At 65.3% G+C, this 12,317-nt stretch carries 13 protein-coding genes; 6 read left to right on the forward strand and 7 right to left on the reverse strand.

The window, feature by feature from the left end; all coding sequences use genetic code 11:
- Window positions 1-25 precede the first annotated feature (25 nt).
- From DOM67_RS17910 to DOM67_RS19860, 3 genes are all read right to left on the reverse strand, one after another.
- Complete coding sequence (locus DOM67_RS17910) at window positions 26-349, reverse strand: thioredoxin family protein (RefSeq protein WP_110678452.1); 324 nt, start codon at window positions 347-349, stop codon at window positions 26-28.
- A 4-nt stretch (window positions 350-353) separates the two neighbouring features.
- The gene (locus DOM67_RS17915) at window positions 354-890 is read right to left on the reverse strand and encodes a gamma carbonic anhydrase family protein (protein ID WP_110678454.1); all 537 of its coding nucleotides are present in this window, start codon (window positions 888-890) and stop codon (window positions 354-356) included.
- A 116-nt stretch (window positions 891-1,006) separates the two neighbouring features.
- Window positions 1,007-1,180: a hypothetical protein gene (locus DOM67_RS19860; RefSeq protein WP_157958897.1), complete on the reverse strand. Its 174-nt coding sequence runs from the start codon at window positions 1,178-1,180 to the stop codon at window positions 1,007-1,009.
- A 614-nt stretch (window positions 1,181-1,794) separates the two neighbouring features.
- Here DOM67_RS19860 and mqo (DOM67_RS17920) point away from each other — a divergent pair.
- The gene (gene mqo, locus DOM67_RS17920) at window positions 1,795-3,471 is read left to right on the forward strand and encodes a malate dehydrogenase (quinone) (RefSeq protein ID WP_110678456.1); all 1,677 of its coding nucleotides are present in this window, start codon (window positions 1,795-1,797) and stop codon (window positions 3,469-3,471) included.
- Window positions 3,472-3,719: 248 nt separating this feature from the next.
- Window positions 3,720-5,318 (forward strand): malate dehydrogenase (quinone), encoded by a 1,599-nt coding sequence (mqo, locus tag DOM67_RS17925; RefSeq protein WP_110678458.1) that lies wholly within the window; start codon window positions 3,720-3,722, stop codon window positions 5,316-5,318.
- 108 nt (window positions 5,319-5,426) lie between these two features.
- On the opposite strand, the gene ampC is transcribed toward mqo (DOM67_RS17925), so the two are convergent.
- A complete protein-coding gene (ampC, locus tag DOM67_RS17930; RefSeq protein WP_110678460.1) occupies window positions 5,427-6,608 on the reverse strand; it encodes a class C beta-lactamase in 1,182 nt (393 codons plus the stop codon).
- 298 nt (window positions 6,609-6,906) lie between these two features.
- On the opposite strand from ampC, the gene DOM67_RS17935 reads away from it, so the two are divergent.
- Complete coding sequence (locus DOM67_RS17935; protein WP_110678462.1) at window positions 6,907-7,491, forward strand: hypothetical protein; 585 nt, start codon at window positions 6,907-6,909, stop codon at window positions 7,489-7,491.
- A gap of 56 nt (window positions 7,492-7,547) precedes the next feature.
- Here the strand turns inward: DOM67_RS17935 and DOM67_RS17940 are convergent, their stop codons facing one another.
- Together DOM67_RS17940 and DOM67_RS17945 are read right to left on the reverse strand one after the other, a co-directional pair.
- Complete coding sequence (locus DOM67_RS17940; protein WP_110678464.1) at window positions 7,548-8,144, reverse strand: NAD(P)H-dependent oxidoreductase; 597 nt, start codon at window positions 8,142-8,144, stop codon at window positions 7,548-7,550.
- Window positions 8,141-8,593: a GNAT family N-acetyltransferase gene (locus tag DOM67_RS17945; protein WP_110678466.1), complete on the reverse strand. Its 453-nt coding sequence runs from the start codon at window positions 8,591-8,593 to the stop codon at window positions 8,141-8,143. Before DOM67_RS17945 ends, DOM67_RS17940 begins: the two co-directional genes overlap by 4 nt.
- 91 nt (window positions 8,594-8,684) lie before the next feature.
- Here DOM67_RS17945 and DOM67_RS17950 point away from each other — a divergent pair, with 91 nt between their 5' ends.
- Both DOM67_RS17950 and DOM67_RS17955 read left to right on the forward strand, forming a co-directional pair.
- Window positions 8,685-10,091 (forward strand): PLP-dependent aminotransferase family protein, encoded by a 1,407-nt coding sequence (locus DOM67_RS17950; RefSeq protein ID WP_110678468.1) that lies wholly within the window; start codon window positions 8,685-8,687, stop codon window positions 10,089-10,091.
- Between the two features lie 137 nt (window positions 10,092-10,228).
- On the forward strand, window positions 10,229-10,705 hold the full coding sequence (locus DOM67_RS17955) for a carboxymuconolactone decarboxylase family protein (protein WP_110678470.1): 477 nt from the start codon (window positions 10,229-10,231) through the stop codon (window positions 10,703-10,705).
- Between the two features lie 30 nt (window positions 10,706-10,735).
- On the opposite strand, the gene DOM67_RS17960 is transcribed toward DOM67_RS17955, so the two are convergent.
- A complete protein-coding gene (locus DOM67_RS17960; RefSeq protein WP_110678472.1) occupies window positions 10,736-11,308 on the reverse strand; it encodes an XRE family transcriptional regulator in 573 nt (190 codons plus the stop codon).
- A 97-nt stretch (window positions 11,309-11,405) separates the two neighbouring features.
- Between DOM67_RS17960 and rhtA the strand changes: the two genes are divergently transcribed.
- Window positions 11,406-12,299, forward strand: coding sequence for a threonine/homoserine exporter RhtA (gene rhtA / locus DOM67_RS17965; RefSeq protein WP_110678474.1), 894 nt, complete (start codon window positions 11,406-11,408; stop codon window positions 12,297-12,299).
- Window positions 12,300-12,317 lie beyond the last annotated feature (18 nt).

Here is a 12,317-nt window from a genome sequence, read left to right on the forward strand (position 1 = left end):
GCTCGGCGGCGAGCCGCCGCGGTACTCAGACGTCGGCGAGCTGCGCCAGGGCCTCGTGAAGGCTCTCGGCGGAGGCCGGTCGCACGCGTCGCGCGATCTCCTCGCCGTCGTGCAGAAAGATCAGCGTGGGCCATAGCTTGACCCCGAAGGCGCGTCCCAGTGGCCGGCCCTTGCCATCCTCGACCTTGAAATAGGGCGCCTCGAAGCTGGCGAAAGCTTCGGCGATCAGTGGCTGCGCCGCCTGGCACCAGGGGCACCAGGAGACGCCGAACTCGATCACTGCCGGTCCGCGCATGTCACGCAGCGCAGTCAGCTCAAGGGCCTGGGGCGTGTAGTCGATGGGCAGCATGAGCTCACTCCTCGTCGAGCGGCTGGAGCCCGTCGGCGAAGGCCTGCCAGCGCGCGACATAGTGGGCAGCGGAGGCCTCGAGTGCGGCCCGGGCGTCGGCATCCAGCGTGCGCACCGCCTTGGCCGGCGCGCCGACGATCAACGAGCCATCGGGGAATTGCTTGCCCTCGGTGACCAGAGCCCCCGCACCGACCAGGCAGTGCCTACCTATCTTGGCCCCATTGAGCACGGTGGCGCCCATGCCGATCAGCGTATGGTCGCCCAGCTCGCAGCCGTGGAGGATGGCGTGGTGGCCCACGGTGCAGCCCACACCGACGCGCAGCACGAAACCCGGGTCGGTATGCAGCATGCATCCCTCCTGGATATTGCTGCCGGCACCGATGACGATGCGCTCGTTGTCACCGCGCAGCACCGCGTTGAACCAGATACCCACGTCCTCCTCGAGTTCGACACGCCCGATGACATGGGCCCCGGGGGCGATCCAGTAGCGGTCGCTGGCGGGAAGCCGGGGACGGTGTTCACGGTAAGCGTATAGCGGCATGGCAGACTCCGTGGGCGGGACGAGAAGCGTGATCGTCGCGCGGATGCGCCAGCCAACGCCAGCCGACTTTAGACGGTGTCGTCAGCCTTCCACGGACGTTGCGTCGACAGCCGGACTCAGGCGAGATCGTCGTGGCGCTTGCCCTGACCGCCGACCGAGGCACTCAGATTGCTGCCGCCGTAAAGACTCTGATGCGGGCTGGCGTCGTTCTCGGCACTCAGCGAGAACGGCAGCAGCGCAGAGACGATGACGGCAGCGAGCATCGAAAAGAGACGATTGAACAGTTTCATGACCCCTCCTTTGGTGATGACACGGCGTGGTGACGAAACGACGTGATGACAAAACGGCTGCGACGTTTCGCCGCAACACCTAGTTAGCATGCTAAACAAAAACAGGGACGTCAAGCACGGAATGGTCGCGGCCAGGTCTTGTCGAGCGACTCCGTTGACCGTCAGTACACCAAGCGCCGCGATGAAATGGATGGATTTTCAACCGTCCTCGAGAGCGGCTCAATTTGTCGCATCTTAATTTTCTTTAGTTCGTTTAATTTCAAAACAGAGAAAACGGCTTTCAGAGCTGTTAAAAAATGGGGGGCAAGCCACTGATTAAAAACACACCACAAAAACCAATATTAAACTTATAAAATCATTGTGATCAGTGCGAGTGGTATCACGCGCCCTACGTCCATTTACCGTCATGATACCGCTTTCCAGAATCATGCCGCCCGGCTCTCGCCCGCGGCAGATCACGCCATCGCATCGCAGAACGCTTCAGAACGTGATGTCGGCAGCAACAGCACGACACTGTCGTGACTGCCCTTCGATCATTCCGGTCATTGTCTCATTGATACTTGAGGGAGCCGTGTGATCGCGATCGACTTCATTCAGGAATCAGGGATCATTCAATGAAACTATATCGCAGCATGGCAGCAGGAGTGGGCCTGTTGATGATCTCGTCGGCACTGATGGCCGACGACGAGACACCCGTCGACGTCGTTCTGATCGGTGGCGGTACGATGAGCGCAACGCTCGGCACCTATCTTCAAGAGCTGGAACCGAACTGGAATGTCGTCCTGTTCGAGCGCCTCGGTGAAGTCGCGGCCGAGAGCTCCAACGCCTGGAACAACTCCGGTTCCGGCCACTCGGCCTTCTGCGAGATGAATTACACGCCGCAACGCGAGGACGGCAGCATCGCCATCGACCGCGCCATCAAGGTCACCGAGGACTTCGAGGTCTCGCGCCAGTTCTGGGCGCATCAGGTCGACCAGGGCGTGCTGCACGACCCGGCGTCCTTCATCACCAGCATGCCGCACATGAGCCTGGTGTGGGGCGATGACCACGTGAACTTCCTGCGTGCCCGCTATGCCGCGATGCACCAGCATCCGTTCTACGAGCAGATGGAGTACACCGAAGATCGTGACACTATCCGCCAGTGGCTACCGCTGGTCATGGACGGCGCCGATGGGGATCAGCCAATGGCTGCGACCCGCATGTCGATCGGCACCGAGGTCAACTACGGCGAGATTACCCGCCAATTGATCCATTCGCTCAGCGACAACGACCACTTCGAGCTCTCGCTCGACAGCGAAGTGCGCGGCCTGGATCGCAATGATGACGGTACCTGGAAAGTCACCGTTGCCGATCTCGCCCATGGTGAGAAGGAACACAGCGTCAACGCCCGCTATGTGTTCATCGGTGCCGGCGGCGCCGCCTTGCCACTACTGCAGGCCTCCGGCATTCCCGAAGCCGAGCAGTACGCCGGCTTCCCGGTCGGCGGCCAGTTCCTCTACACCACCAACCCGGACGTGGTTGCCCAGCATCGGGCGAAAGCCTACGGCCTCGCCGCGGAAGGCTCGCCGCCGATGTCCGTGCCGCACATGGATGCCCGCCTGCTCGACGGCCAGCCGGCCATCTTCTTCGGGCCGTTCGCGACGTTCTCCAGCAAGTTCCTGAAAAACGGCTCCTGGACCGACCTGTTTGGCTCGATGACCCTCAGCAACACCTGGCCGATGATGGAAGTGGGCGTCGACAACTTCAATCTGGTCAAGTATCTCGTCGGCCAGGTCATACAGTCCGATACGGGTCGGATGGAGGCGCTGAAGCAGTTCTACCCGCAGGCAAACCCCGATGACTGGCAGCTGTGGACCGCCGGCCAGCGCGTGCAGATCATCAAGAACGACCCCGACAAGGGTGGCGTACTGCAGTTCGGCACCGAAGTGGTCGTGTCAGAAGATGGCACCCTGTCGGCACTGCTGGGCGCGTCGCCGGGCGCGTCTACCGCCCCGCCGATCATGCTGCGCCTGCTGAATCGGGTCTTCCCGCAGCAGGTCGAGAGCGCGGCTTGGCAGGACAAACTGCACGAGATCATCCCCTCTTACGGCCAGCGCCTGGCGGACAACCCGGCGCTGCTGCGCGACCTGCGCCGCCGCACGGCCAACTCACTGGAACTGGTCGGCGGCGGACCGGAGCCGACCACTTTCGAGCAGGTGGTAAAGGCAGAGCGCGAGGAGGGCGATGCGCCTTCCGAGGCAGCGATCGAACCGAGCGGCCCGGTCGCCGGCGAAGCCCGGACCGACACCTGAACCGCGACGCCATGGCGCAGGCCATGCACCCCGCTCCGCCCTCCGGCGCTGCGGGGTGTTTTCCCTAAAATCTGTAAAAAGCCTACCCCAATCACGCAAGGCATTGATTAACAATAAAAATCCCACCAGAAAGCGGCCTCTGAGCCGCGCCGGCTCTGTCATAGTCATGGCACTAACGCCGCGACCTCATTAGACTGTCGTCCTAGTCGCGTTCGCGCCTGTCCGTATCCATCAGACAGAGAACCTTCATGAAATTGCGTCACGGCATCACGCTCTGTTCCCTGCCGACCACCCAGGCAGGAGCGGCATCCGACGATACCCCCAACGTCGACGTGGTTCTCATCGGGGGCGGCACCATGAGTGCCACCTTGGGAACCCTGCTGCAGTCGCTGCAACCCGACTGGTCGATCCATCTGTTCGAGCGGCTGGATCGCGCCGCCGAAGAGAGTTCCAACGTCTGGAACAACGCCGGTACCGGCCACTCGGCCTTCGCCGAGATGAACTACACCTCGCCCCAGTCCGACGGCAGTGTCGACATTCAGCGCGCCATCGGCATCACCGAGCAGTTCGAAGTCTCGCGTCAGTACTGGGCCAGCCAGGTTCGCGACGGCGTGCTCTCCGAGCCGCGCTCGTTCATCAATACCGTGCCGCACCTGAGCTTCGTGTGGGGCAAGGATCGAGTCTCTTTCCTGAATGCACGCTTCGAGGCGATGCACCGCAACCCGCTCTACGCCGGCATGGAGTACGCCGAGGATCCGGCCAAGATCGCCGAGTGGATCCCGCTGGTGATGAGTGGGCGTGACGGTTCTGACCCGGTGGCGGCCACGCGCATGCCGATCGGCACCGAGGTCAACTATGGCGAGATCACCCGCCAGATGATGGACTCGCTGGCCAAGCGCGACAATTTCGAGCTGTCGCTCAACACCCAGGTGCGCGATCTCAAGCGCAACGCCGATGGCAGTTGGAAGGTGACTGTCGCCAACACCAGCGACGGCGGCAACGAACGCAGCGTCAATGCACGCTTCGTGTTCATCGGCGCCGGCGGTGCGGCGCTGCCGCTGCTGCAGAAGTCGGGCATTCCCGAAGCCAAGCAGTACGGCGGCTTCCCGGTGGGCGGGCAGTTCCTCTACACCACCAACCAGGAAGTGGTCGCCAAGCACGACGCCAAGGTCTATGGCCTGGCGCCGGCCGGTTCACCGCCGATGTCGGTACCGCACATCGACAAGCGCATCCTCGATGGCACCCCGGCGATCATGTTCGGCCCCTTCGCCACCTTCTCGAGCAAGTTCCTCAAGAACGGCTCCTGGACCGATCTGATGCGCTCGATCACCGCCAGCAACCTGTGGCCGATGACCAAGGTCGGGCTGGATAACCTGGATCTGGTACGCTATCTGATCAGCCAGCTGCGCATGTCCGAAGAGGATCAGTTCGAAGAGCTCAAGGGCTACTACCCCGAAGCCAAGCGTGCGGACTGGAAGCTGTGGACCGCCGGCCAGCGGGTGCAGACGATCAAGGACGTCGAGGGCAAGGGCGGCACACTGCAGTTCGGCACCGAGCTGGTGAGCGGCGCCGAGGGCACCATCGCCGCCCTGCTGGGCGCCTCCCCGGGGGCGTCGACGGCGCCATCGATCATGCTGCGCCTGATCGAGGAGGTGTTCCCCGAGCAGGTCAAGAGCGAGGCGTGGCAGACCAGGCTGCGCGAGCTGGTGCCCTCCTACGGGCAGCCCCTCGCCTCCAATCCGACGCTGCTGAGCGAGGTCCGCGCGATGTCGCGGGAGCTGCTCGAACTCGATGAGCCCGACCTGGGGCAGGCGGCCATCGACGCCCCCTCCCCGCGTCAGCACTAGACGTCAGCACTCAGCACCAGGACGCACTCCTCGTCGCCCTGCCAAGCGCCCGCCGACCTCCGGCGGGCGCTTGGCGTTTCAGGCCCGGTGCAGAAGCCGGGATCACCCTCAGGGCGTCGCCGCCGCGTCCGGCTCGATCGCCCCCAGCCCCGCGAGAATGCGGTAGGCGGTCTCCACCCGCGCCGCATTGGGGTAGTTGCGGTTGGCCAGCATCACCAGCCCCACCTGCCGGTCGGGCAGCATCACCACGTAGCCGCCGAAGCCATTGGTCGATCCGGTCTTGTTGATCCACACCTTGGCCGCCCCCGCAGCGGTATCGCTCGACGGGGCGACCGGCTTGACCGTCTGCGGCTCGAGAATCATGCCATAGCCGTTGCCCGCCACCAGGGTGTCGAGGCTGACCGGGCGTGGATACTGCTCCCAGACCAGATCCTGGGTCATGTCGCCAACCTGGTAGTAGGGCCGGTGGGTGGCATCGATCGCCTGTTGAAGCGTGTCATCGAGCGTGAGCAGACCCAGATTGGCCTGGACCAGCCGCGCCAGATCGGTGGCGGTGGTCTTGATGCCGTAGGCTTCGTCCTCGAGCACGCCGGGCGAGACCCGCGCGGGCTCGCCCGACTTGTCCTCGCCCATGGCGTAGTGCCCCTGCTCGGTGGTGGGCACGTCGTACCAGGTGTGGTCGAGCCGCAGCGGTTCGAGCAGCTGTTCGCGAACTGCGGGCACGAAGTCGCTGCCGAGAATGGCAGCCGCCTCCAGCCCCAGCAGCCCGATGCCCAGATTGGAGTAGCGCCGGCTCTCTCCCACCGGCGCGCTCGGCTGAAACTGGCGGTACCAGGCCATCAGCGCATCCTGGTCGTTGACCGTCTCGGGCACGAACAGCGGCAGCCCGCCGGCGGTGTGGGTCCCCAGATTGATCGCATCGACGTCGTCGAAGGTACTGCCCTCGAGCACCGGCAGGTAGTGGCTCACCGGCGCATCCAGGTCGAGCTGCCCGTGGGCGGCGGCGAGGGTGGCCAGGGTGGCGGTGAACGTCTTGCTCAGCGAGCCGATCTCGAACAGGGTGTCGCCGTCGACCGGGGTGCTGTCGTCACGATCGGCGACGCCGTAGTTCAGGATCTGCACGCCCTGCGGCCGCACCACCGCCACCGCCATGCCGGCAATCTGCTCCTGCTGCATCAGCGCCTCGACCAGCGGGTCGACCACACCGCGGGTCGCGGCCGCGTCCGTCTCCTGGGCCACCGCCACCTGCGTACTCAGCGCCAGCGCCACCCCCAGCCACCATGCTTTCATCGTCCTCTCCTCGGATCCAAGTTACTCATCGGCGACCTGACGACCGCCTGCGCGCCGGCTGCCGCTATCATGCGCGAAAACGCATATTGGGTAATACCGGCGCTGCGTAACCATTCGTCAACCGCCTGGCCGGCCTTGTGTTGACGCAGATCAGGGGCGAGGTCGGCGCCGCGGAGAGAGCCCATCATGCGCTCACCCTCAAGACGACTGCGGGGGCGTCATTACCCATCGGCTGGCCACTCGCGGTAGAGTTCGGGCGTGGTCACTGTGGGTACCCATCGCTGTTTCAGGAGGCAACATGGCGTTCAGCCGAAAAAAGGGACATCGAGTCGGGACCGTTGCGGTCGGCCTGTTGGCGCTACTGGCCGGTTGCTCGGGTTCCTATTCAGACGTGGACGCCGCCAGCGGCCAGGCGTCATCGACCCACCAGGCGACGACTCAGGAACCGGCGCACCAGACCACCGTCGAGCGGCCGTCGGACACTGGCGGCGCCACCCGTGGCGGGGACGGTTCCCAGATCACCCTCGACGCGCTGACAGCGTCGGATATCGACGAGACCAATCTCTCGGGCGAGCTGGGCTGCCAGTTCTCGACGGCGCAAGCTTCGCCGCTGCTGGTCGCGAAGGGGAATGTCGACTCCTCTTCGGCGGCCCAGGGCGTGGTCAAGGTAGCCGGCTACGTGGAACGGGTCTGGGCACCAGATGGCTTCGACGGCACGACCGACAACCCGACCTTTCAGGGCAAGGGCAAGACCCTCCGCATCGACGTGACGGGAGCATCCCGGGAGGGCGGCGAGTCGCCCTCCCGGCCGGCGACCCTGACCTACGACCGGGCCGATGGCGCTCAGCGCACGTTCGAAGGCGAGTGGCAGTGCGGTCCGTGAGCCTCGACGGCGCCAGCGAGCTTTCGTGATGATGGGCTTCTCGACGGCGTTGGCCGTCATCGGTACCCGGTGTCGTCTACCGCAGCGGCCGCCTCTGCGATCATCGCCTCCGGCGCGTCGCGGCGGCTGACCAGCCCTTCCAGATACACGAATTGCGGCGCGCGAATGCCTAGCGTATTCAGTACGGCCTCGAGATGCGGGGTGAGATAATTGGGCTGCAACGACACTCCGGCACGGTGAAAGCCGCCGGAACTGACGATGACGAGCGTCGCCCGGTCCGCCAGCAGGCCCACCTTGCCCTGGGGGGACGCAGCAAAGGTTCGATGAATGCGCAGCACGTAATCGACCCAGAGCTTCAGTGCCGCGGGCATGCCGAAGTTATGCATGGGGGTGGCGATAATCAGCCGGTCGGTGGATTCGAGCTCTTCGATCAGGCGCTCGGATAACTCAAGCGTCGCGTTCGCGCGCGGCAAGGGATCGCGCAGCGTCAGCGCCCGGGCGTAGTCCACCGTCAGCGGCGCCAGCGGCTCGGCAGCGAGATCCCTTACCAGCAGGTCACCGCCCTGCTGCGCCGCGATCTTCCGCGCCAGACGACTCCCCAGGGCCTCGTCGCGGTGCGGGCTGGCGGTCACGAGCAACGTTCGCCGGGTCATGATCCCGCCTCCTCGACACTCAAGGCCTCCACGAAGTGCAGGCCCCGGGAGAGCAGTCCTTGTCGGAAGTAGAAGCGCTGCGCCAGTGCCATGCCCAGCCCGGTGTCCAGCACCAGATGGCGACACCCCGCCGCTCTCGCCTCCCCGCGCACCGCCGCCAGCAGCCGCGCGCCCAAACCGTGGCGGCGGCCTGCTGCGCCGACGACGAGATCGTCGACGTAGACGAAGCGGCCATAGAGCAGGTTTTCGGTCAGACGGTAGCCCGCCAGTCCGACGACCCGGCGCTCCTCCCACGCCGCCAATAGCCGATATCCCAACACCCTCTGCCGCATGATCTGATCGACGAAGTCCCGCGATCCCTGGAGATGCGGGCGAAGCTCTCGCATGACATCGAAGCAGCGCAGACACGCCTGCTCCGTTGTCACCTGTGATAGTCGAACCGTCGTCATCGGACATCCTCCTTGTGCAGAGGCGTCAGGTTAGAATCGTGCAGACCCACTTGGCAGCGCCAAGACGTCTTCGATCTTCTAGGACATCGACATGTCCAATCCCCGACTTCGGCTCGACCGCGCACAAAACGTACCGATCTACCGACAGCTCTATCAGCGCCTGCGCGAAGCGATGACAGACGGGCGCCTGCCAGCCGGCAAACGGGTGCCTTCGGTACGCAGCCTGGCCAGTGAGCTGAACCTGTCACGCGGCACGGTCGAGCTGGCGTATCAGCTGCTCGTCAGCGAAGGGTATCTGTTGCCGCGAGGCCCGGCGGGCACGATCGTTTCGCCCCACCTGCCCGACGCCACGGGTCCGGCCCCGATACCGGATACGATGGCCGGGCAGGCGCCGGAGTCTGATCTCGAACCGCCGCTCCCGTTCCAACTGGGGCTTCCGGCGCTGGACGCCTTCCCCCACAAGTTGTGGGCGCGCCTGACCCAGCGCCGACTCAGGGCCCAGTCCAGCGCCGAACTGAATTACCCCCCGCCGACGGGCCACCCGGCACTGAAGCGCGCCCTGGTGAGCTACCTCGGGGTGTCGCGGGGCATCGCCTGCCAGCCCGAACAGATCTTCATCACCGACAGCTATCGAGACACGCTTGGCCTGATCTGTCGGGCCCTGCTGACACCCGGTGACAGGGGATGGTTCGAAGAGCCGGGCTATGTGATGGCGCGGGAACGACTGCAGGGCGAAGGGATGCAGCTGACGCCGGTGAGCGTCGACGCCGAAGGCTTGAATGTCGAAACGGGGTGTTCACGTGCCGCCCAAGCCCGCTTCGCCGTCGTCACGCCCACGCATCAGAGCCCCACCGGGGTGACGTTGACACTGGCCCGCCGCCGGGCGTTGCTGGCGTGGGCGAAGCGGGAAGCAGCCTGGATCATCGAGGATGACTACGACAGTGAGTACCGCTATCGCGGCCATCCCGAAGCGGCGCTGAAGAGTCTCGATGGTGACGAGCGCGTGCTCTACACCGGCACGTTCAGCAAGGTCCTGTTTCCCGCCATCAAGCTGGCCTACCTGGTGGTTCCCAGTGCTCAGGTCGCGACCTTCCGGCGCGCGATGCAGCGTCTGGGGCATGGCGCCCCGACGTTGAGTCAGGCAGTCGTGACGGATTTCATCGAAGAGGGCCATTTCGCCCGCCATCTCAAGCGTATGCGGGCGCTCTACCAGGTGCGCCGTGAACATCTTCGCCAGGCGCTCGAACATCATCTGGGCGACCGGATTCACCTCGATCTACAGGCCGGCGGGATGCATCTGCTGGTCCGTCTTCCCGATGGCGCCGACGACGTGTCCCTTGCGAACCGGGCCGCCAGCGCCGGGCTGGGCGGGCATGCGCTGTCCGCTTGGCACCTGAGCTCGGCACGCCACTCCGGGCTGTTGCTGAGCTTCACCAACGTCATCGATGCCGCCCATGCCGATGCCCTGGCAGCTCAGCTGGCCGAACTCATGGTGTGACGCGGCTCGGGGCCTCTTGCCATGGCCTAGAAATCGTCGCAGATCTTGGCCCTGTCCGACCGCCCACCGGCATCCCATCCTGTCCCGGCATCTGATTCTTCCCTTCCCACGACCCACTGCCCAGACAGGTGAACGACATGCAAGCCCGCGTGAATTACTACCAGACCTCTCCCCAGGCTGCGCAGAAGTACCTCGATTTCAACATGGCACTGGCGCAGATCGACGTGATCCAGGAGCTCAAGCATCTGGTGATGCTGCGCGCCTCCCAGCTCAACGGCTGTGCCTTCTGCGTCGACATGCATGCCAAGGAGGCGACGATCGACGGCGAGCGCGAACTCCGTCTCCACCACCTGACCGTGTGGCGAGAATCGGCACTGTTCAGCCCGCGCGAACGGGCCGCCCTGGCCTGGACGGAAACCTTGACCCGGCTGCCCGAGCATGGGGTCGATGACAACACCTACGACGACATGCGCCGCCACTTCTCCGCAGCGGAGCTCTCGGATCTGACCTTTCTGATCGTCGCCATCAACGGCTGGAATCGTCTCAGCATCGCCTTCCAGGCCGTTCCTGGCTCCGCCGACGAGGCCTTCGGGCTGGACAAGGCGGGACTGTGAGCGGCGCAGGGTATCGCGTGCGCTGCACGGTCAATGGACCACGTTGCGAATGAAGCGCAGCGTACCGGCCCCATCGTTGCGATAGCGATAGGGCTGGTCACTCGGATAGACATGGAAGTCGCCGGCCGGGATGACGATGTCACCCGCTGCCAGTTCGAGCGTCAGCGTGCCCTCGATCACCACCAGCATCTCGTGCCAGCCGTTATCGTCGGCCGCCGATGCGTAGACATCCCCCGGTGCGAGCGACCAGGACCACAGCTCGACCTCCTGACGGGCCGGCTTGCTCGCCAGTAGCCGCGCCCGGCTCTCCGACGAGCGGCCGACCCAGGCCACCTCGTCGATACGCGCGGAGTCTTCGCTGTCAGGCGGCTGGACCAGGGCATAGAACAGCACGCCCAGCGCTTCGGCCAGGCGGTCCAGCGTGCCCAGACTGACGTTGACGTCACCCTTCTCGATATTGACCAGCATGCGCCGACTGACCCCGGCCCGCTCGGCCAGTGCCTGCTGACTCAGGGAGACCGCCTGGCGCAGGCGCCGGACATTGGCAGCCACGTGCACCAGCACGTCGGGGCGCTCGTTAGAGTTGTGCAATATATTGCCCATCCGTACAATCGCGACTCTCGTCCCACACCGCTCACCGTCGAGGCGCTGCGCGGCCAGGTTTGGCGAGCCATCATGCCCGAGCCCCCCTGGAGGTGTCATGTCCGTCGCCACCCATCCCTTCGTCCAGCGCGCCTGGCCGGTCGCCATGCTGGTGGTGGCGATGTGTTCGATACAGAGCGGTGCGGCGGTGGCCAAGACGCTGTTTCCCCAGATCGGCGCCACCGGTACCACCTCGATCCGCCTGATCCTGGCCGCCGGCCTGCTGCTGCTGGTGATGCAGCCCTGGCGACGGCGCATCAGCCGCCGGGCGTGGAAGTCGACGCTGATCTACGGCGTCTCGCTGGGCATCATGAACCTGATGTTCTACCAGGCGCTGGCGCGCATTCCGCTGGGGATCGCGGTGGCGCTGGAGTTCACCGGCCCGCTGGCGGTGGCGATGCTCTCCTCGCGCCGCTGGCTGGATCTGGTGTGGGTGGCATTCGCGGTCAGCGGCCTGATCCTGCTGCTCCTGCTGGGTGACGACCACAGCGGCCCGGTCGATCCGGTCGGTGCGGCCTTCGCCCTGGGTGCCGGGGTGTGCTGGGCGCTGTATATCCTGTTCGGGCAGAAGGCCGGCGCGATCAATGGCGCCCAGAGTGCGACCCTGGGCATCACCATCGCCGCCGTGGTGATCGCCCCGATCGGGCTGATCGAGGTCGGCCCGGCGATCTTCGCCCCCGAGATCCTGCCGTTCGCGCTGGCGGTGGCGGTGCTCTCCACCGCCCTCCCCTACACCCTGGAGATGATCGCCCTGCCACGCCTGCCGACCCAGACCTTCGGCACCCTGATGAGCCTGGAACCGGCGGTGGGCGCGCTCTCCGGTCTGCTGTTCCTGAGCCAGCAGTTGAGCGTGCTGCAGTGGCTGGCGATCGCGCTGGTGATCGTCGCCTCGATCGGAACCACACTCACCGCCCGCGCCAAGGAGCCGTTCGAAGCGCCGCTGCCCGACTGAACGTGGCGCCAGCACGCC

Origin of the sequence: Salinicola sp. RZ23 (genome assembly GCF_003206675.1) — a bacterium.
GTDB lineage: Bacteria > Pseudomonadota > Gammaproteobacteria > Pseudomonadales > Halomonadaceae > Salinicola > Salinicola endophyticus.